The following is a 19799-nucleotide window of genomic DNA, read 5'->3' as shown; positions in this document are numbered from 1 at the left end:
GGGGGGGTGGGGCGGGGGGGGGGGGTTTTTGGGGGGGGGCGGCTGGGTGGGGCCCCCCGGGGGGGGGGGGGTGGGGGGCCCCCGGGGGGGGGGGGGGGGGGGTTTTGGGGGGGGGGGGGGGGGGGGGGGGGGGGGGGCCCCCCCCCGCCGGTGGCCGTCACTCGTGGTGGACGGCGATCTCGGTGAGCGTCGGGGTGTACTGCTCCGTCGCGATCTTCCCGGTGAGCGCCACCCGGAACCGGGAGGTGGTGACGTCGCCGAAGCCCCTCACGGTGAGGTCGTGCCCGATGCCGGTGTCACGGCTCGCGAAGGTCACCCACTGCCCGCTCCCGGCGTCCCAGCGCTGGAGGTCGAAGGTCCGCACGCGTGGGTTGGTGCCCGAGTCGGTGTACTCGTCGAGGTAGACCTCGTTGAAGGTGGTGTCCGTGCCGAAGTCCACGTCCAGGGTGATCGGGTAGGTCGCGTCGTCGGCGGCAGCCCAGCGGGTGGTGAGGTCGCCGTCGGTCAGCCTGTCCGCGGTGAGCGTCCCGTTGGCCCCCGGGTGGGTCGAGCTCGCCGTGACCGGTTTGCCGAGCGCGAGGTCGACCCGGTTGTCCGCGTCCTCCTCGACGGGGTCGTCGTCGACGGGGTCGGGGACCCGGGGGCCGATCCGCGACTCCGCGACACCTATGTCCGGTGCGTCGCCGTAGTAGAGGGGCGTGCCGAGGAAGTCCTCGGTGCCCAGGTGCGGGTTGTAGCGGCCGGCGTCGACGAGCGGTGAGTCGTCGCGCAGCGCGAAGTGCGCCGCGGCCTCGCGGATCCGGTTCACTCCCACGCCGGTGACGTAGTCGGCCGGGTCGCCGACGAACCGCGGGTCGGCGCGCGTCCCCCTGGGGTCGGCGGGTTCCTGGGCGGGGTGGGTGCCGCCCGCCTCGAAGTAGTCGTTGTTCGAGAACACGGCCTGTCGTAGCGCGCCGCTCCGGCGGTACCAGGGGGTCTCCGTGGTCGTCGACGTGTTGTAGAAGACGTTGTTCAGGAAGTAGACCCGGCTCAGGAACGTCTCGTCGTGGACGTAGTCGAGGTCGGCGCCGTCGTAGACGAAGGTGTTGTTGGTGAAGTACGTCGGCGAGTAGTTCGTCGACAGCATGTTCTTCACGAGGACGCCGTTGTCGTTGACGCTCAGGTTGTAGCGGGCCACCGAGTTGGAGCTGTTGCCCATGTAGGCCATCCAGCCCGCCGCGTTGTCGTGCGAGTAGTTGAACTGGTACGTGACGTTGAAGTTGGTGTACTCGAGGTCCCAAGGGGTGCCGTCGTACTCGTTGTTCGGACCGCCGTAGACCTCGTTGTACTGCATGACCGAGTCGGCGCCGGCCCACAGGTAGAGGGCGCAGGACACCGCGTCGTAGCGCTTGAGGTAGCCGTTGACCTCGTTGTACTCGACCGTCATGTTCTTGGTGTCGGCCAGCTGGATCGCGCCCTGGCCGATGTTCGCGGCGTAGTTGTGGCCGATGTACACGTCACGGCTGTACAGGTCGCGGGTGCGCACCCACAGCTGTTCCCAGCCCTCGTGCCACTTGCCGTTCTCGTCGTACTGGCCGGAGTTCGCGCCGTCGGCGGCGAACCAGTTGAACGCGAACTGGACGGCGTGCAGTTCGACGTTCTCGAAGGTGTTGTTCTCGATCCGGACGTCCTTGAAGTGGTAGCCGCCGGTGCCGTACTCCTTGTAGCTCTTGCCGCCGAAGACCTGGAAGTCGACGGCGCCGTAGTGGATCTTCTGCCAGGAGCTCGGGCCGTCGAGGTTGTGGACGTACACGTTGGAGACACGGAAGTGGTCCATGACGCTGTCCGCGCCGCTCGCCAGGAGGTCGGCGTTGATCGAGACCATGATTCCGTCGCGGACGTACGACCCCGAGGTGATGTCGGTCGCGAAATCGTCGTCGTTGGACAGCTCGACGTTGTCGATGTCCCAGTACTGCTGGTTGCGCAGCACGATGGCGCCGGTCAGGCCGACGGTCGCGGCGTTCTTCGTGCCGTCGGCCCTGAACGGGCTCGGCACCTTGCCGTTCGTCGCGATGTACGGCCGGGCCGCGTTCGGGTCGCCGTACGCCGAGATGGTGATCGGTCGGCCGGCGCTGCCCGAGCCCTTGGGCCACAGCTGCTCGTCCTGCCACTGCGCACCGGCCCTGAGCAGGATGCGGTCGCCGGGCGCGAACGTCGACGCGTTGGCCTTGGCCAGAGTGCGCCAGGCGGTCGCCGGGGAGGTGCCGGCCGCGGTGTCGCGTCCCTGCGTGGCGTCGATGAAGTAGTCCTTGCCGCCCGTGGTGTTCGGCAGGTTGCCCGGCCAGGACGCCTTGACGGCGGGGCGGGCGGGGACGTGGTCCTTGCTCGCGGCGGCGTGCGCGGCGGGCATGAGCGATCCGAGGAGCAGCGCGGCGAGCAGGGCGACGAAGCCCGCGTACAGCGCCCGTGGGAGGGGTGGTCCGGTGTCGACGGGTCTCATGGGTGCACATCCTCTGCGGTGAGGGCTTCCATCGCCGAGGTGTCGACATCGATGTCGCCGGCGTCGACGCGGCGCTGGATCAACTGGTCGAACTTCTTCTCGACGAGCGACTGCCGGATCCGCCCGGAGTAGTCGGCGAACGCCTTGTCCTCGTCGACGTGTTCGCTCTGGAGCTGGTAGTAGGTGATCTGGCCGGTGCCCCTGACGGGGGCGGAGATCCGGCCGGGTGCGAGCCTTCCGAGCACCGCCATGAGGTCCTGGTCGTGGGAGCTCAGCCCGCCCGAGGTGCTTTTGTCGTATGTCGCTTTCGTCAGCCGCGCGCCGGGCTCGGTGCCGGCGACGGCCGCGAGGCTCTTGGCTCTGTTCACCCTCCGTTGCAGACCGTCGGCGGAGGCGCCGGCCGGCACCGGCACGACGAGTCGGGCGTACGTGTACGTGGTGGCGTTGGCGCTCCAGTCGTCCCGGTCGGCCTCGAAGGCGCGCCGGACCTCGGCGTCGGTGACCTTCAGCGGGGCGTCGGCGCCTTTACCGAGCCGCTGTTCGAGGGCCGTGGTCAGCTCGGTGAGGCGGTGGGTGTAGTACTCCTCCGGGGAGAACCGCGTGACCCCGTACACGGTCCGCCCCGCCGCCGTGGCCCGGGCACGGGACTCGTTCTCGGCGGTCAGGTCGGCGAGGAAGTCCTTGTGGTCGACGGAATCGACGAGTCCCTGCTCCTTCGCCAGGACGAGGACGGTCTTGTCGTGCCGGATCTCCTCCAGGGCCCGGTCCTCCAGTCGCCGGAGCGCGCTCTCGCCGCCGACCTGGGCGTTCCAGTCGGGTGTGCCCACCAGGGTGTACCGGCTGCGCAGCTCGCTCTGCACGGTCGGCGCCAACCGGCGCATGTGGAAGAGGAGTTCGGCTCGGGTCACCGGATGTCCGTCGACGGAGGCCACCTCGTCGGAGGAGCCGTGGCCGTGGGTGACGACCAGGGTGACGACCAGCGCGGTGAGGGTGACGCAGGCGCCGGTGACGAACAGGATCACGCGCTTCACGAGGCCGCTCCGATCGCCGCCACCCGGTCGACGACGGGTGTGTCCCGCGCCTCCCGCACCTCCACCACCACCGCGTCGGCCTCCACCGGCGGGAAGGTCAGGATGCGCTGATGACCCACCGCGTTCGCCTCGGCGAGTGTCGTCCACCGGCCGTCCCGGCGGCCCCGGACGACGACGTGCTCGATGCGCTGTCCGTGGGTGATGTCCTCGCCCAGGGCGACCGCCTCGACCGGGCGGGGTTCCGCGAACGCGAGGGTCACGGCGGGCCGGGGGTCCGTGTCGTCCGGCCGCCATGGTGTACGGCCCCTGCCGGGCCACGCGGTCGCGAGGTCCCCCGGGGTGCCGGACGAGACGGTCACCGCCGTCGTCCCGATCCGCCGCGCCCGGAAGTCCTCGATGCGCCTGCCGAGTTGTCCGAGGACCGCCACGTCGGTGTCCCGCACCCGCCCGTAGCGGTCCGGCGGGACGTTCAGCAGGAAGCAGGAGTTGCCGCCGACCGCCCGCAGATAGATGGTGAACAGTTCGTCCGCGGAGCGGACCGCGGCGTCCTCGGCCGGGTGGTGGAACCAGCCGAGCCGGATGGAGGTGTTGACCTCGGCCGGGTACCAGACCAGGTCGTCCTCGTGCCCGGCCAGCGCGGCGCGGCTGCCGAGGTCGCGTTCGTCGCTGCGCACCAGCCGGGCGAAGCGGCCGTCGTCGGCCTGCTGGGAGCGGTCCGCGGTCCGTTCGGCGTCCTGGAGGGCGCGCGGTACCACGCTCCACTCGTCGGGGCGGGTGTCCCCGGCCTCGTTGCCGCACCAGCGCACGTCCGGCCCGCACACGCTGATGACCGCGTCCGGCTGCAGCTCCCGTACGACGGCGTAGTACCGGTCCCAGTCGTAGACCTGCACTTTTCCGTTCGGGCCCTCGCCGTTCGCGCCGTCCAGCCACACGGAGAACACCGGGCCGTACCGGGTGAGCAGTTCGGTGAGCTGGGCGACGTAGAAGTCGTCGTACGCCGTTCCGGAGCCGTAGGACGACTCGGTGCGGTCCCAGGGGGAGAGGTAGATCCCGAAGCGCAGGCCGTGTCGCCGGGCGGCGTCGGCGACCTCAGCGACCACGTCGCCCCGGCCGCCCTGCCACGGCGACGAGGCGACCGAGTACGTGGTGACGTCGCTCGGCCACAGGCAGAAGCCGTCGTGGTGCTTGCAGGTGAGGATCACGCCGGTCATCCCGGCGCTCTTGAGTGCCGTGACCCACTGGTCGGCGTCGAGTCCGGACGGGTCGAACAGCGCGGGGTCGTCGTGTCCCTCGCCCCACTCCCGGTCGGTCATGGTGTTCATGCCGAAGTGCAGGAAGCCGTAGAACTCCATGGTCTGCCAGGCGAGTTGGCGCTCGCTCGGTTGGATGTGCGCCAGTGCCCGGCCGGTCGGCGCGGCCGCGGTCACCGGAACCGCCGGTTGTAGGAGGCGAGCAGGGTCAGCAGCGCGGCCAGCGCGGCGAGCATGAGCAGGAGGTGTCCCCACCCGACCGTCGTGCGCGCGGTGACGAGGAGCGTGAGGCAGGCCGCCGTGACGAGCGTACGGGCGGTGACGAGCAGCGCCGTACGCGTCGAGTCCTTCATGGGGTTTCCTTCCGTCAGCCCTTCACTCCGCCGGAGGCGATGCCCTCGACGAGCCGGCGCTGGATGACCGCGTAGACGAGGAGGACGGGCACGATGACGATGACCATGCCGGCGTACAGCCGCCCGTAGTCGGCCGCCGCCTTCTGCGCGGTGAACAGGTTGAGCAGACCGACCTGCAGGGTCTTGCCCTCGCCGGGGAGCAGGGTGAGCGAGATGATGAAGTCGTTCCAGTAGGCGAGGAAGTCGAACAGGACGACGGTGGTGATCGCCGGGCGCGCCATCGGCAGCATGATCCTGGTCATGGTCCGCAAGCGGGACGCCCCGTCCAGGGCGGCGGCCTCCTCGTACTCGACGGGGATGGACCGGAAGTACGCGGTGAGCAGGTAGACGGTGAACGGGATCGACGTCGCCGCGTAGACGAGCGACAGCATCGCGGGGTTGTCGATGAAGAACCCGCCGGGGAAGACGTCGACGAGCGCGCGGTCCCAGTCGACGAGCATCAGGAAGATCGGTACGACGATGTAGTTGACGTTGACGAAGAGGCCGCCCAGGAGGGCGAGTTCCACGAGGCGGCGGCCGCGGAACTCGTACCGGGCGACGACGTAGGCCGCCGGCACGGAGACCGCCAGGACGAGGACCAGCCCGAGCAGGGTGACGAGCACCGAGGTCAGGAAGTACCGGCCCATGTGCGCGGTGACGAAGGCGTCGGTGTAGTTCTGGACGTGCGGGCTCTTCGGCAGCGTCCAGGGGCTGCCGAAGAACTCGCTCTTCTGTTTGAGCGAGGCGAGCAGCACCCAGGCGACCGGCACGGCGATGGCGAGGGCCAGGGCGGCGACCAGGACGTGGGTGAGCGTCCGGGCCGCGCGCGGGCGGGTCGGGTCGATCGTGGTCATGGCGGTGTCCTCAGAACTGGAGGGGCTCACGCCGTGTCGCCCGGCTCACCAGCAGCGACACGAGGAACGAGAACGCGAAGACGACCACGCCGATGGCCATGCCGTAGCCGTACGAGGAGTTCGTGTACGCCTGCTTGTACATGTAGTTGAGCAGGACGTCGGAGGAGCCGTCGGGTCCGCCGCCCGTCATCGCGCGGACGAGGACGAAGCTGAGATTGACGGAGCTCATGATGAAGAACGTCAGGGTGGTGCGCAGGCTCTGCCAGATCAGCGGCAGCGTGAGGGCGAAGAACTGGCGGACGGCGGACGCCCCGTCGAGGGCGCTCGCCTCGTAGAGTTCCTCCGGGATGCTCGCCATGCCCGCCATGTAGAGGACCATGTAGTAGCCGAGCGACTGCCAGACCATGGCGATCGCGACGGAGTAGAGGACGATCTTCTGGTCGCCGAGCCAGATCTGCTGCCAGCCGTCGAGCGACAGCAGCCGGAGCGTGCCGTTGAGCAGACCGTTCTTCTGGTCGTACACGGCGGAGAAGATCGCCGCGATGACGACCACCGAGAGCACGTTCGGGATGTAGAGGACGAAGCGGTAGAGGTTCCGTCCGCGCAGCCGTTGCCGGGTCATGATCGCGGCGAGGAACAGGGCCAGGCCCATCGTCACGACGGTGACCACGACCAGCAGGGCGACCGTGTTCTGGAAGGCGCGGACGAACTGCCGGTCGTCGAGGAGGCGTCGGAAGTTGTCGAGCCCGACGAACCGCATGTCGGGGGAGAATCCGCTCCAGGTGTAGAGGGACATCCGGAACACGTTCACGGTCGGGACGACCATGAAGACCGCGAAGAGCACCAGCGCGGGCAGCAGACAGGCGAGCACGAATGCGGTGTTGCCCCGCTTGCGGGCCGGGGTCCGGGTGCCGTCGCGCCGCAGGGTCCGGGCGGTCGGCGCCGGGGCGGACGGGGGGTCCGTGGTGCCGTCGGGCGGGGTGGAGAGGGGTTTCAGGAGGGGCTTCACCGTGCCGGTCCTCACCTCAGTCGCCCGCCTGGCGCAGCTTCTCACTGGCGTCGTTCAGCGCGGACTGCCACTTGTCCTCGGTGGTGTCGCCGCTGATGATGCTGTTCGCGGTGTCGAAGAGGGTGGCCTTGATGTCGACGCCCTCGACGGGCGCGGTGCTCGCGAAGCCGCCGACGAGCGCGGAGACCGAGGGGTCCTCGTACACCTTGTAGAACCCGGCGTTCTCCCCGGTCAGGCTGCTGGCGATGCCCTCGACGGGCTGGATCGCGTGGGACTCGGCGAAGATCTTCGCGGCTTCGTCGGAGTAGAGGTAGGCGATGAACTCCTTCGCCGCGTCCTTGTGCTGGGCGGCGCTCGGGACCCAGGCCGACTCGGCCGACGTCGTGATGTAGCGCTTGCCGCCCGCGGTGGCCGCCGGCAGCGGGGTCAGGGCCCACTGGAAACCCTTCGCGCGGGGCGCGTCCGCCATCTCGCCGACGATCCAGGTGCCGTTGGGCATGAACAGCGCCTTGTCGTCGAGGATCAGCTGCTGGTTCTTGGTGAAGTCCTGTTCGTTGGCGTAGCCGACGGTGGTCGGCGCGGCGTAGCCCAGCAGGCGGGTGGTGATGTCGAGCGCCTTGCGGGCGTTCGCCGTCTTCCAGACGTCCTTCTTGTACGTCATGACGTCGGTGTAGAACTGCTCGCCGCCGATGTCCGCGAGGAGCGCGAAGAAGAACGAGTCGAGGTACCCGGCGGTCGGGTACGTGAACAGCGGTATGCCCTGCTTCTTGGCGGTGTCGCCGAGCGCGAACATCTCGTCCCAGGTGGCCGGGACCTTCCAGCCCTTCTGTTCGAACAGGCCCTTGTTGTGGAAGAGGCCGGTCGGGGCGTAGTACATCGGCATCAGATACGTCTGGTCCGTGCCGTAGGGGTTGGTGTTGAGGTTGCCGACGATGCCCTTGGTGAGCTTGTCCCCCACGGTGCGGTCCTCGCCGGGGATCTTCTCCTTCAGTACCGGCGTGAGGTCCTCCAGTGCCTTGTCCTTGACGAGGGTCTCGGTGAGGGCGGCCTTGCGGCCCTGCCCGAGGACCACGACGTCCGGGTAGCGCCCCGCCTTCATGTTCGGGGTGATCTCGTCCTCGATGCTCTTCGAGATCTGCAACTGGACATCGATGTCGGGGTGCGAGGTCTCGTACGCCTTGACGACCCGCGTGTACATGTCCCGGCCGTAGCCGCCTTCGAGCGCGGCGACCTTGAGGGTCGTCCTGCCGGAGTCCGCGCCGCTCCCGTCGCCGGAGGAACAGCCGGCGAGCAGCCCGAGCACCGTGACCGCGGCGCCCGCGAGGACGAGCGATCTCCTCATGTGGGGTCCTTCCCGTGGACGGAACAAGCCCGGCAACCACCCACACTGTTACGGTGGCACCGATAACATGAGGCCTTACGGTGGCACCGATCCCAGGCGGACGCAAGGGGCCCACGGGAGCCTTTTCGACGAGCGGAAGACCGGGGCCGGTCCGGCGGACCGGGGCTCGGGTCAGGAGCGGCGCGGGGGTGCGGTGGAGCCGCGTACCGAGAGCGACGCCGTGGCGGCGGATTCCTCGACGCCGGCCTCGTCGCCGTCCAGCAGCAGGGCGACGGCCGCCGCGCCGTAGCGGTAGAAGTCCTGCCGGACGGTCGTCAGCGGCGGGGAGCAGTAGGCCGCGAGGGCGATGTCGTCGACGCTGACGATGGACACGTCCTCGGGCACCGACCGGCCGCGCTCGCGCAGCGCCCGGATCACCCCGAACGCCATCTCGTCGCTGGCCACGAAGACCGCCGTGACCTCGGGGATCATGGCGATGATCTGCCCCTGGCGGTAGCCGGAGTCGGGCGACCAGTCGCCCTCCAGGGCCGGCGGTGCCTCGATCCCGGCCGCGGCCAGGCACTCCTGCCAGCCCTGCCGCCGACGGCGCGCCTCGATCCACTCGTCGGGCCCCGAGACGTGCCAGACCTGCTCGTGCCCCAGGTCGAGCAGATGCCGTGTGGCGACCCGGCCGGCCTCCCGCTGGTCGATCCCGAGGACGCGGGCGCCCGCGGTCCGGGAGCCGTCGAGGGTGACGGTGGGGATGTCGCGGGTGATCTCCTCCATCTTCCGCGTCACGGAGATGAGAGGTACGGCGATGACGAAGCCGTCGACGCCCTGGTCCGCGAGCTTGGCCAGGGCCCGTTCCATCAGTCCGGTGTCGAGCGCGGCGATGGTCGCGATGTTCACCGCGTACCCGGCCTCACCGGCGGCGGCCTCGACGCCGGCCGTCACCGCCGAGCGCGAGTAGTACCCGCCCGAGGCCAGCAGGACGAGCCCCAGGGTGTGGCTGCGCCCGGAGGAGAGCGCCCTCGCGGCGCTGTTGAACCGGTAGCCGACCTGCTCGACGGCGAGGAGCACGCGCCTCCTGGTCTCGGGGTTGACGTTCGGCGAGCCGCGGAGCGCGCGCGAGACGGTCTGCGCCGACACCCCGGCGGTCCGGGCCACGTCGGCCATGCTCGGCTGCCTCAGCCTCGCGCTGCTCTCGGTCATGGCGCTCCATTCCGTGTTCCCCACAGATCCTAGCGTTCTTGTTACGCATGGCATCGATAACATAAGGTCGTCTCGTGACTGAGCCGAGCACGACACACATCTCTCCGGCCCACACCACGACCGACGCGGCGACCGGCGCCGCCACCGGCGCCCTCACCTGGCGCGGGGGCCGCCTGTACCGGCACGGTGTCCCCCACCGGATCCTGTCCGGGGCGCTGCACTACTTCCGCGTCCACCCCGACCTCTGGCGGGACCGGATCCGCCGGCTCGCCGACCTCGGCCTCAACACGGTCGACACCTATGTGCCGTGGAACTTCCATCAGCCCCGCGAGGGCGAGGCGCCGCGCTTCGACGGCTGGCGGGACGTCGAGCGGTTCCTGCGCACGGTGGGCGAGGAGGGCCTCGACGCCGTCGTCCGGCCCGGCCCGTACATCTGCGCGGAGTGGTCCAACGGTGGTCTGCCGAGCTGGCTCACCGGCCGGGACGTCGCGGTCCGCAGCTCGGATCCGGCGTTCACCTCCCCCGTGGGCCGCTGGTTCGACGAGTTGGTCCCGCGCCTCGCCGCGCTTCAGGCCTGCGAGGGCGGCCCGGTGGTGGCGGTGCAGGTGGAGAACGAGTTCGGCAGCTTCGGCGACGACCGCGCCTACCTGCGCTGGAACCGCCGGGCCCTCGCCGTCCGGGGCATCCGCGAGCTGCTGTTCACCGCCGACGGCCCCACCGAGCTGATGCTGGACGGCGGCACCCTGCCCGGGACCCTCGCGGCCGTCACCCTGGGGTCGGGGCCCGACGCCGCCCGCCGGCTCCTCGCCGCCCGGCGACCGGACGAGCCGTTCGTGGTCGCCGAGTTCTGGAACGGCTGGTTCGACCACTGGGGCAAGCGGCACCACGTCCGCGAGGTGGAGAGCGCGGTCGGCACCCTGCGCGGCATCCTCGCCGAGGGCGGCAGCGTGAGCATCTACATGGCGCACGGCGGCACCAACTTCGGTCTCTGGGCGGGCGCGAACGAGGACGGGGGCCGGCTGCGGCCCGTCGTGACGAGCTACGACTCCGACGCGCCGGTAGCCGAGGACGGCAGCCTGACCGCCAAGTTCTTCGCGATGCGCGAGGTGCTCGGCGCACCCGGCCCCCTCCGGTCGACGGCCCGCCCGCCGACGCTCCCCGCGGCCCGCCTTCCCCTCGTGCACCGCGCCGATCTGCTCGCCGGCCTGCGCGCCGTACCGGCCCCGGTCTCGACCGCGCCGCGCCCCGCGTCCTTCGAGCAGCTCGGGCTCGACGCCGGCATGGTCCTGCACACGGCGCACCCACGCGTCCCGGCGGGCGAGCACCGGCTGCTGCTCACCGACGTACGGGACCGGGCCCTGGTCTTCCGCGACGGCACACTGCTCGGCGTCGCCGATCCCGACTCCCCCGAACTCCCCCTCCACGGAACGGGCGAGGTCGTACGGCTCGACGTCCTGGTCGAGAACCTCGGCCGGGTGAACTACGGGCCCGGCATCGGCGGGCACAAGGGCCTGCTCGGTCCCGTGCTCGTCGACCGGCGCATCGTGCAGGGCTGGGACAGCGTGCCGGTCGCGCTGCAGGAGTGGTCCGCCGCGGAGCTGGCCGCCGCGGTCGCCCCGGGCCCCGCGGGCACGCGTGCGGGATTCGCCACCGCCGCGTTCCCCGTCGGCACGCCCGCGGACACCTTCCTCGCACTGCCGGGATCGAGCCGTGGCCTGGTCTGGGTGAACGGCTTCCTGCTCGGCCGCTACCGGGAGACCGGGCCGCAGGTCACCCTGTACTGCCCGGCACCGCTGCTGCGGGCGGGCGAGAACACCGTGACCGTGCTGGAGCTGGAACGGCTCGGCGCGGCCCTGGAGTTGCGGGAGCGTCCCGAGCTGGGACCGCCGGAGGAGTACGTGGAGGAGTTCGGCTGATCGCCCCGCGTCGCTTCGCTCATGACGCCGGCCGCTGCATCGCCACCGGCCGCCGGGACCTGGGGTCCGTCCGGGGGGACGTCGCCGTCGCCGTGGTGGCTGTCGCGGGTGCCGATGCCACCTCGGTCACCCTGTGCGACCGGGTCAGGAAGCGCCGGAGGGCGGCGGTGTCGAACCGGATCAGCGCCGCGCCCTCCGCCGCGCGCAGCTCCACGGTCGTGTGCGACGGTCCGTACGGCCGGATGCGCACACTGCCCAGACCGGCGGGGCTCAGCAGTCCCTCCTCCAGGAGGGCTCGGGCGAAGACCCAGGTGACCTCCTCGCCGTCCAGGGAGGCGCAGGCGGGGAACACGAGCCGCACCGAGAGGGGGTCGTCGGAGGTGCAGCGCAGGTGGGCCGGCACGGCCAGCTCCCGCTGGTCATGGGTGAGCAGGCAGGCGCCCGTGGACTGGTCGAGGCTGAAGTGCACGGCGGTCTCCGGTGTCGGGCGAGGCGGCGGCCGGTTCCGCCGCCTCACCCTGGAGAGCGCGTGGACGGCCGGGCATTACGCCACCCCTGGGATCGGATCTATGAGCTGCGTCACAGCGCCGCCCTCCGAGGGTCCCCGGCCCCCGGGTCACCGGGTCCAGTAGGCGATGTTGCGGAAGCGGGCCTCGGCGCGGCCGGAGCCGTGGTTGTAGACGCCGTTCTTGAAGTAGCGGGTGGCGGGGCCCCGGTCGGCGACCGTCAGGACGAGGGAGTCGTCGAAGTAGACCTTGATGGTGCCGGTCCCGCTGCTCGCCCGGTGGGCGATCTTCACGTTGAACCAGGTGTCGTACGCGCCGGTCCTGAGCACCGTGCCGTCGTAGCGGCGCACGGTGCCGCCGCCCGTGTCGTAGACGTTGAGCATGATGTCGGTGGCCGGGGTGCCCGAGGGGTGGACGCTCCGCAGGATCTGGACGAAGGACGCGCCGTCGGTGCCGGAGGGCAGGTAGACGTCGGCGTCCCACATGCGGTCGCCCGTCGTGTAGTCGACCTTCCAGCGCATCTCGGTGCGCGGGTCGGTGGAGCTGCCCTCCTCGAAGGGCTCGTCCGTGGCGTACACCCACATGCGGTGGACTCCGCCGCTGTAGCCGTGCCGGTCGGCGAGGTCGAGGTTCCAGGGCTTCTGCCAGCTGTAGGTGAACGAGGTCGGCGTCCAGCCGTCGGTCGGGTCGGCGGCCGGCGCCGGCGCGGCCGCCACGGCGCCGCCGGCCAGCAGTCCGGCCCCTGCGCGTAAGACGGATCTCCGGTTCATCGAAGGGGTTCCTTTCCCACGGGGGCGGGCGTCAGGGACATGCCAGGTACATACCAGCAGGCAACCCCAAGACATCGGAGGAGTCAAGGACCTGAACCATTGACAGGTACACGAACCCTGCCTACGGTCCCAAATACACCCGATGAATGCCTTGTACTGATGACCCGTCAGGCCAGGAGGACGATGATGACCTCACAGTCGGGACACCCCTCCCCGTTACCCCGCAGAGCCGTGATCGGCACCGCGCTGGGCGGAGCGGCCGCGGCGGCCCTGCCCGGGCCGGCCCACGCCGAGAGCGCCCCGAACGGCGGCAGACGCCCCTGGCGGCTCCGCTCCGCCATGACCACCGACCACGCCTGGGCCGGGTTCCTGCGCGACCAGGACCTCCGGTGGACCCGGCTGCCCACCCGCTGGTACGAGGGTCCGTTCCTCGGCGACGGGCTGCTCGGCAGCATGATCTACCAGGAACCGGACGCCAACCGGATCCGCTTCACCGTGCAGCACGGCCGAGTCCAGGACCACCGGCCCCAGTTCGGCAGCGGCTGGGGCACCTGCCGGCTGCCGGTCGGACATCTCACACTCGATCCGGTCGGCACCATCACCGCCGTCGACTGGCGGCTGAGCCTGTGGAACGCCGAACTCACCGGCACCGTCACCACCACCGCCGGCACCCTCACCCTCTCCGCCCTCGTCCACGACGAGGTCCTGGCCGCCCGTGTGACGGCCGACGGCGGCGAACAGGTCAGCTGGACCTTCCACCCCGAGGAGGCCGTCAGCCCCCGGCGCATCCAGGAGGCCCCGCCCGCCGGCTACACCGCCAACCCGCCCTGGACCACCCGGACCACCACCGACGGCACCGAGCAGGTGCTCCAGCCCCTCAGTGGCGGCGGCCTGACCGCCACGTCGTACCGCCGTACCGGCGCCGAACTCCTCCTCAGCGTGGGGCACAGCCACCCCTCCGACAGCGCCGCCGAGGCCGACTCGCTGCGCAACCTCCGGCGCGCGACCTCGTACCGCGCCCTGCGACGACGGCATCTGCGCTGGTGGCACGCGTTCTACCCGAAGAGCTTCGTCTCGTTCCCCGACCAGCGGTTGCAGAGCTTCCACTGGATCCAGCTCTACAAGGTCGCCTCCGCCAGCCGCGCCGGCGGCCCCGTCATGGCCACCTCCGGCCCGTGGCTGGAGCCGACACCGTGGCCCGCCGTGTGGTGGAACCTCAACGTGCAGCTGGAGTACTGGCTCATCCACGGCTCCAACCACCCGGAACTCGACGCGCTCGCCACCACCCTGCGCCAGAACCAGGAACAGCTCGTCGCAAACGTGCCCGCCGCCTACCGCGCGGACAGCTCCGGCGTCGGCCGCAGCTCCGACATGTTCGCCAACCGGGAGGTGGGCCGCCCGGGCACCGGCGCCGAGACCGGCGACCTCACCTGGGCCCTGCACAACGTGTGGCTCTCCTACCGGCACTCCATGGACGAGTCCCTGCTGCGGGACACGATCTACCCGGTCCTGCGCCGGGCGATCAACTACTACCTGCACTTCCTCACTCCGGGCGGCGACGGCAGGCTGCACCTGCCGAGCACCCTCTCCCCCGAGTACCCGGTCGTGCCCCCGCAGGACACCAACTACGACCTGGCCCTGATCCGCTGGGGCTGCCGGACGCTCCTCGACTCCGCCGAACTGCTGGGCGTCGACGACGAGTCGATCCCGCGCTGGCAGGAGGTGCTGGCCCGGCTCACGCCGTACCCGGTGGACGACAACGGCTTCATGATCGGCGCCGGCACCCCGTACGCGCAGTCCCACCGGCACTACTCGCACCTGCTGATGGTCTATCCGCTGTACCTCGTCAACTGGGACCAGCCCGAGAACCGGGAACTGATCGCGAGGTCCGTCGCCCACTGGCACGCGCTGACCGGCGCCCACCGGGGCTACAGCTACACCGGGGCCGCGTCGCTGTACGCGATGATGGGCGACGGCGACACCGCGATCTCGTATCTACGGAAGTTCTTCGACCCCACCACCCGCTACCCCTGCCGGGCCAACACCCACTACACCGAGGCCGGTCCGGTCATCGAGACGCCGTTGTCCGCCTCGCAGTCGCTGCACGACATGTTCTGCCAGAGCTGGGGCGGTGTGATCCGCGTCTTCCCGGCCGTCCCGTCCGACTGGGCGGACGTCACCCTGCACGACTTCCGCACCGAGGGCGCCTTCCTGGTCAGTGCCGTCCGCGAGGCGGGGACGACCCGGTTCATCCGGATCAGGAGCCTGGCGGGCGAGCCGCTGAAGCTCCGGCACGGCCTGGGCGGCACCCTCACCGTGCTGCTGGACGACGGCACCCCGGCCCGCACCCACGACCTGGGCGACGGCACCCTCGCCATCGAGCTGCCCCGGGGCCGCGAGGTGCTCGTCCACTCGGGTCCCCGGCCGGACCTCGTCGTCGCGCCCGTCGCCGTCGGCGAACCGGGTCCGGCCTGGGGACTGCCGTAACCACCGTCCGTCCGGACGAACGACTGGAAGGGTTCCCATGGCTGTTCCGATCAGAACCGCGGTCGCCGCGCTCTGCGCCGGGCTGGTGGCCGCACTCCTCACGACCGGGCCCGCGCGGGCCGAGCAGCGACAGCAGGACTGGGCCGTCTCGACGGCGGCCCACGCACCCCGTGCGCGGATCTCCCTGGACGGGGCCACCGGCACGCTGAGCCTCGCGGTGTCCCGCGACGGCCGTACGGTCGTCGAGCCGTCGCCCGTCGGCATCGTCACCGAACAGGCGGACCTGTCACAGGGGTTGAGCTTCCTGCACCGCAAGGACCGCCGCGTCGAGGAGCGTTACCGCACGAAGTCCGGCAAACGGCTGGACCGCCGGGTCCGCATGAACGAGACCCGCCTCTCCTTCGCCACCGCCGCCGGCGCCCGGCTCGACCTCGTCGTCCGCGCCTCCGCCGACGGCATCGCCTACCGGTACGTCCTGCCCGCCGGGTACGGCGACGTGCTCGGCGAGACCTCCGCCTTCACCCTGCCGCCGGACGCGGGCGCCTGGCTGAGCACCTACCGGGTGGACAACGAGGGGCAGTTCACCCGGTACACCGCCGCGACCGCGCCCACCGGCACCTACTCGGACCAGGCGCTCTTCTCCACCCCCGGCGGCTACACCCTGCTCGCCGAGTCCGACCTCACCGGCGCCTACTCCGGCGCCCGCCTCGCCCACACCCAGGGCACCGGCACCTACCGCGTCCAGCTCGCCGACGAGAGCGTCCGCACCGACGGCCGCGCCCTCACCACCCCCTGGCGGGCCATGGTCACCGGCGACCTCGCCACCGTCACCCGCTCCACCTTCACCGACGACCTCGCCCCCGCCTCCGAGGTCACCGACCCCTCCTGGATCCGGCCCGGCACCGTCCTGTGGACCTGGCTGGCCGGCGGCCGCCCGGCCGGCCAGAGCCTCACGGCGCAGAAGGCGTACGTCGACTACGCCGCCGAACGGGGCTGGCCCTACGAGGCCGTCGACGCGGGCTGGTACTTCAAGGCCGACGAGTGGGACACCACCGACCCGGACTGGCAGACGAACAGCTGGCTGCCGGAACTCGTCACGTACGCCCGCGCCAAGGGCGTCGGGATCATCGTCTGGATCCACCAGCGCGACCTCGACACGCCCGAGGAACGCGCCCGGTGGCTGCCCACCCTGGAGCGGTGGGGCGTCAAGGGCGTCAAGATCGACTTCATGGACTCCGAGGCGCAGTCCACCCTCCAGTGGTACGACGCCGTCCTCCGGGAGACCGCCGCCCACCACCTCCTGGTCGACTTCCACGGCTCCACGGTCCCCAAGGGCATCCAGCGCACCTGGCCGCAGGTCATGACCATGGAGGGCGTCGCGGGCGAGGAGAAGCGGACCAACACCGCCGCCCACCTCACCACCCTGCCGTTCACCCGCAACGTCATCGGCTCCATGGACTTCACCCCCGGCGCCTTCCAGCGCGTCGGCCTGCGCCCCAACTCCGACGCCGCCGAGGTCGGACTCACCGTCGCCTACGAGTCGGGGCTGCAGATGTTCGCCGGCACCCCGGAGTCGTACGACGTACGCCCCCTCGCCCGCGCCTACCTCGACCAGGTCCCCGCCGCCTGGGACGACACCCGACTGCTCACCGGGCAGCCCGGGCAGGAGGCCGTCCTCGCCCGGCGCAGCGGCGACCGCTGGTTCCTCGGCGGGGTGTACGCCGGTGCGGCCCGTACGGCAGAGGTACCCCTGTCGATCGGCCCCGGACGGTGGCTGGTCGAGACGGTCCGCGACGGCGCCGAAGGGCTCGTCCAGGACCGGCAGGTGGTACGCGGCGGGGACACGCTCCCCGTCGGCGTCAGCGCCAACGGCGGCTTCGCGGCCCTCGCCTGCCCGTGGCGGCCGGGGGCGACCACCTGCCACCGCTGAGCATGGGCCACAGCGCCTTTCCGCGCTTCCACCGGAAATGAAGACCTCAGGGGACGCCCGTGGGCGGGCCGGACGTGCCGGCCCGCCCACGGTTCTCGGTGGTGCGGAACTCCTTGCGGAGGGTGTGTCGCGGGTCAGGGGAGCTTGATCAGGGTGTAGTCGTCGCAGTAACCGGCCGCCGTGCCCGCGTTCTTGTAGCAGTAGGCGGCGGCCGAGGTGGTGGACGCGCCCGTGGTGAAGAAGATCGGCTGCTGGGCGTAGGACGTCGTCGAGGTCCGCAGATACGTTTCCGTACCGCCGAAGCTCTTCACGCCGACCGCGACCTCCTCACCGGCGGTGGCGGCCTTGGCCCAGCCGGCCAGCAGGTACGTGCCGCTGGAGGTGAGGCCGCTCACCGTCTGGATGGCGCCGCTGGCGCCGGCCCCGGTCTGGAGCGCGTAGGTGCCGCTGCGGGCGTTGGAGGCGACGACACTGGACGCCGTACCGGTGCTCTGGGCCCAGGGGGTCAGGGCACCGGACTCGAAGCCGGCGTTGGTGATCGCGTTGGTCGCGGAGGACAGGGGCTCCACCGCGAGGTCGTCGCAGTAGCCCGCGCCGCTGCCGCCGGCGTTCTTCCAGCAGTAGATCAGGGCCGAGGTGTTCGACGAGCCGGTGGTGAAGAGGACCGCGGCCTGGGTGTAGGAAGTGGTCGCGATGTTGGTGTACGTCTCCGTACCGCCGAAGTTCTTGACGCCGATCGCGAGGGTCTCCCCCGCCGTGGCGACCTTGGCCCAGCCGGTGAGCAGATAGGTGGTGTTGGGGCTCAGGCCGGTCAGGGTCTGGTTGGCGCCGCTGCTGCTCGCCGTGGTGGTCAGGGCGTAGGTACCCGTGCGGGCGCCTGAGCCGGTCACGGACGAGGAGTTGCCGCTGGCCTGGGTCCAGGGGCTCAGGGCGCCGGTCTCGAAGCCGGCGTTGGAGACGAGGTTGCCGCCGGTGCCGTTGTAGGCGCCGATGTTGGGCGCGGCCGTAGCGGAGACGGTGTTGCCGAAGGCGTCCTTGCCGCCGTTGCCGCTGATGACCGCACCGGCCCGGATCACCGGGGAGGACGGGTGGACCTGGTAGGCGTTGGCGCCGGTGTACGAGGAGGAGGTGTTGGCGTTGCCGGGGTTGCGGAACTCGGGGTCGGTGACGACCTTCGCCGAGTCGGCGGGCTCGGAGGACGGGTGGGTGCCGTAGAAGAGGTTGTTGGAGTAGACGGAGCCGGAGCTGGTGGTGAAGTAGCCGCCGGTGCCGTAGTTGAAGACCGCGTTGTTGCGGAAGGACAGGGTTCCGGTGACGCTGCCGCCCCGGCGCGAGTACAGGATCGGCGTGTTCAGGCCGCTCTTGTTGACGTAGATGCTGTTGTTGTAGATCAGCGGGACGGCGACCGAACTGCCGCTCTGGTTGGGGATGTTGCCCACGAAGTGGAAGACGCCCGTGCCGTGGGTCGGGGTGCCGGAGGCGGGGCAGCCGGCGTTGGTGCCGTCGTTCTCGCTGATGTTGTAGCGGATCACCGTGCCGTCGCTGGGGACGGTGGAGGTGGGCTCGTTGGCGATGGTGAAGGGCGGCATCACCAGCATGAAGCCGCCGAGGTTCTGGTGGCTGTAGTTGTACTGGAACGTGGTGTTGTGGTTGCCCCAGTCGACGTCGTAGCCGGTGCCGTCGGCGCCGTTGACGTGGCAGTAGACCTCGTTGTTCTGGACGACGGTGTTGGAGCTGCCGGACATCCAGATACCGGCGGAGGCTCCGTTGCAGTACTGGCCGGAGGGCGGGCAGGTGTTCTTGGCGCCGCCGTAGCCGGCCTTGTTGCCGTCGATGAGGGCGCCGTCGTTCTTGACGACGAGGATGTCGTCGGCGCCGTCGTAGGTCATGGTGTTGCCACGGATGACCGTGCCCGTGGTCAGGCCGGTGCCCTGGCCGTCCCCGTCCGGGGTGACGGCGACGGCGATGCGGTCGACGTGGTCGAAGGTGTTGTTCTCGACGACCACGTCGTCCCAGGTGGAGACCGGGGTGGTGTGGTCGGTCTGGACGCCGACGCCCGCGTTGGTGGAGTACCAGCCGCCGGGCCAGCCGCTGATGTGGTGGATGTTCATGTCGTGCACACGGATGTGGCGCAGGACGCCGCCGGAGCTGTTCTCGGCGAGGACGCCGGAGCGGTAGGCGGGCGAGGACGCCGCGTTGGTCAGCTCCAGGCCGCCGATCTCCCAGTACTGCTGGTTGAGCAGGTGGATGACGGGTCCGGTGGCGCCGTTCGCGTCGATGACGGGCTTGGCGCCGCTGCCGTACGCGCCCATGGTGATGGGGCTGCCGGAGGCGCCCGAGCCGCCGGGGGTGAGCTGACCGGTGCAGGTGGTGCCGGCCGCGAAGAGGATGCTGTCGCCGGCCGCGAAGGTGGTGCCGTTGACGCTGCCGACCGAGTTCCAGGGGCTGGACTGGGTACCGCTGCCGTTGGTGGCGGCCGAGCAGTTGACGTAGTAGGTGGTGCCGGCGGCCAGGGCGGTGTGGGCCGGGAGGAGGAGGGCGCCCGCCAGGGTGGCGAGCAGGGTGAGGATGCGGGATGCCCGGACTCCCGGGCGGTCCGTTCTGCGACGCTTCATCGCGACGCTCCTTGTGGCTGGATGTGT

14 protein-coding genes are annotated in these 19799 nt (G+C 70.8%); 3 read left to right on the top strand and 11 right to left on the bottom strand.

From position 1 onward, the window contains the following. Nucleotides 1–157: 157 nt before the first annotated feature. The 8 genes from ACIRF9_RS42255 to ACIRF9_RS42220 form a co-directional block, all read right to left on the bottom strand. Complete coding sequence (locus ACIRF9_RS42255) at nucleotides 158–2479, bottom strand: discoidin domain-containing protein (protein WP_403833891.1); 2322 nt, start codon at nucleotides 2477–2479, stop codon at nucleotides 158–160. Further along, the gene (locus tag ACIRF9_RS42250) at nucleotides 2476–3510 is read right to left on the bottom strand and encodes a hypothetical protein (protein ID WP_403833888.1); all 1035 of its coding nucleotides are present in this window, start codon (nucleotides 3508–3510) and stop codon (nucleotides 2476–2478) included. The genes ACIRF9_RS42255 and ACIRF9_RS42250 overlap by 4 nt, the downstream gene beginning before the upstream one ends. Beyond that, nucleotides 3507–4937, bottom strand: a complete 1431-nt coding sequence (locus ACIRF9_RS42245) for an alpha-L-fucosidase (protein ID WP_403833885.1) — start codon at nucleotides 4935–4937, stop codon at nucleotides 3507–3509. Before ACIRF9_RS42245 ends, ACIRF9_RS42250 begins: the two co-directional genes overlap by 4 nt. Continuing rightward, nucleotides 4934–5113, bottom strand: coding sequence for a DUF6903 family protein (locus tag ACIRF9_RS42240; RefSeq protein ID WP_403833882.1), 180 nt, complete (start codon nucleotides 5111–5113; stop codon nucleotides 4934–4936). The genes ACIRF9_RS42245 and ACIRF9_RS42240 overlap by 4 nt, the downstream gene beginning before the upstream one ends. A 14-nt stretch (nucleotides 5114–5127) precedes the next feature. Beyond that, nucleotides 5128–6006 carry a carbohydrate ABC transporter permease gene (locus ACIRF9_RS42235; protein WP_403833880.1) on the bottom strand — a complete coding sequence of 293 codons (879 nt, stop codon included), beginning with the start codon at nucleotides 6004–6006 and terminating at the stop codon, nucleotides 5128–5130. Nucleotides 6007–6016: 10 nt separating this feature from the next. After that, complete coding sequence (locus ACIRF9_RS42230; RefSeq protein ID WP_403833877.1) at nucleotides 6017–7015, bottom strand: carbohydrate ABC transporter permease; 999 nt, start codon at nucleotides 7013–7015, stop codon at nucleotides 6017–6019. A 16-nt stretch (nucleotides 7016–7031) separates the two neighbouring features. Then, nucleotides 7032–8357 carry a carbohydrate ABC transporter substrate-binding protein gene (locus ACIRF9_RS42225; RefSeq protein WP_403833875.1) on the bottom strand — a complete coding sequence of 442 codons (1326 nt, stop codon included), beginning with the start codon at nucleotides 8355–8357 and terminating at the stop codon, nucleotides 7032–7034. 171 nt (nucleotides 8358–8528) lie between these two features. Next, complete coding sequence (locus tag ACIRF9_RS42220; RefSeq protein WP_403833873.1) at nucleotides 8529–9548, bottom strand: LacI family DNA-binding transcriptional regulator; 1020 nt, start codon at nucleotides 9546–9548, stop codon at nucleotides 8529–8531. A 74-nt stretch (nucleotides 9549–9622) separates the two neighbouring features. On the opposite strand from ACIRF9_RS42220, the gene ACIRF9_RS42215 reads away from it, so the two are divergent. Beyond that, the gene (locus ACIRF9_RS42215) at nucleotides 9623–11464 is read left to right on the top strand and encodes a glycoside hydrolase family 35 protein (protein WP_403833870.1); all 1842 of its coding nucleotides are present in this window, start codon (nucleotides 9623–9625) and stop codon (nucleotides 11462–11464) included. 19 nt (nucleotides 11465–11483) lie between these two features. Here the strand turns inward: ACIRF9_RS42215 and ACIRF9_RS42210 are convergent, their stop codons facing one another. Then, complete coding sequence (locus ACIRF9_RS42210; RefSeq protein WP_403833867.1) at nucleotides 11484–11933, bottom strand: SsgA family sporulation/cell division regulator; 450 nt, start codon at nucleotides 11931–11933, stop codon at nucleotides 11484–11486. Between the two features lie 147 nt (nucleotides 11934–12080). Beyond that, nucleotides 12081–12740: a polysaccharide lyase family 7 protein gene (locus tag ACIRF9_RS42205; protein WP_403833865.1), complete on the bottom strand. Its 660-nt coding sequence runs from the start codon at nucleotides 12738–12740 to the stop codon at nucleotides 12081–12083. A 186-nt stretch (nucleotides 12741–12926) separates the two neighbouring features. On the opposite strand from ACIRF9_RS42205, the gene ACIRF9_RS42200 reads away from it, so the two are divergent. Both ACIRF9_RS42200 and ACIRF9_RS42195 read left to right on the top strand, forming a co-directional pair. Continuing rightward, nucleotides 12927–15227: a glycosyl hydrolase family 95 catalytic domain-containing protein gene (locus tag ACIRF9_RS42200; RefSeq protein ID WP_403833862.1), complete on the top strand. Its 2301-nt coding sequence runs from the start codon at nucleotides 12927–12929 to the stop codon at nucleotides 15225–15227. Between the two features lie 37 nt (nucleotides 15228–15264). Next, nucleotides 15265–17157: a glycoside hydrolase family 97 catalytic domain-containing protein gene (locus tag ACIRF9_RS42195; protein ID WP_403833859.1), complete on the top strand. Its 1893-nt coding sequence runs from the start codon at nucleotides 15265–15267 to the stop codon at nucleotides 17155–17157. A 134-nt stretch (nucleotides 17158–17291) separates the two neighbouring features. Here ACIRF9_RS42195 and ACIRF9_RS42190 read toward each other — a convergent pair whose 3' ends face one another. Continuing rightward, nucleotides 17292–19772 (bottom strand): carbohydrate binding domain-containing protein, encoded by a 2481-nt coding sequence (locus ACIRF9_RS42190; protein WP_403833857.1) that lies wholly within the window; start codon nucleotides 19770–19772, stop codon nucleotides 17292–17294. Nucleotides 19773–19799: the final 27 nt, after the last annotated feature.

Origin of the sequence: Streptomyces sp. NPDC096132, assembly GCF_044763345.1 — a bacterium.
Classification (GTDB): Bacteria; Actinomycetota; Actinomycetes; order Streptomycetales; family Streptomycetaceae; genus Streptomyces.
This window is presented reverse-complemented; position numbering and strand designations above follow the sequence as displayed.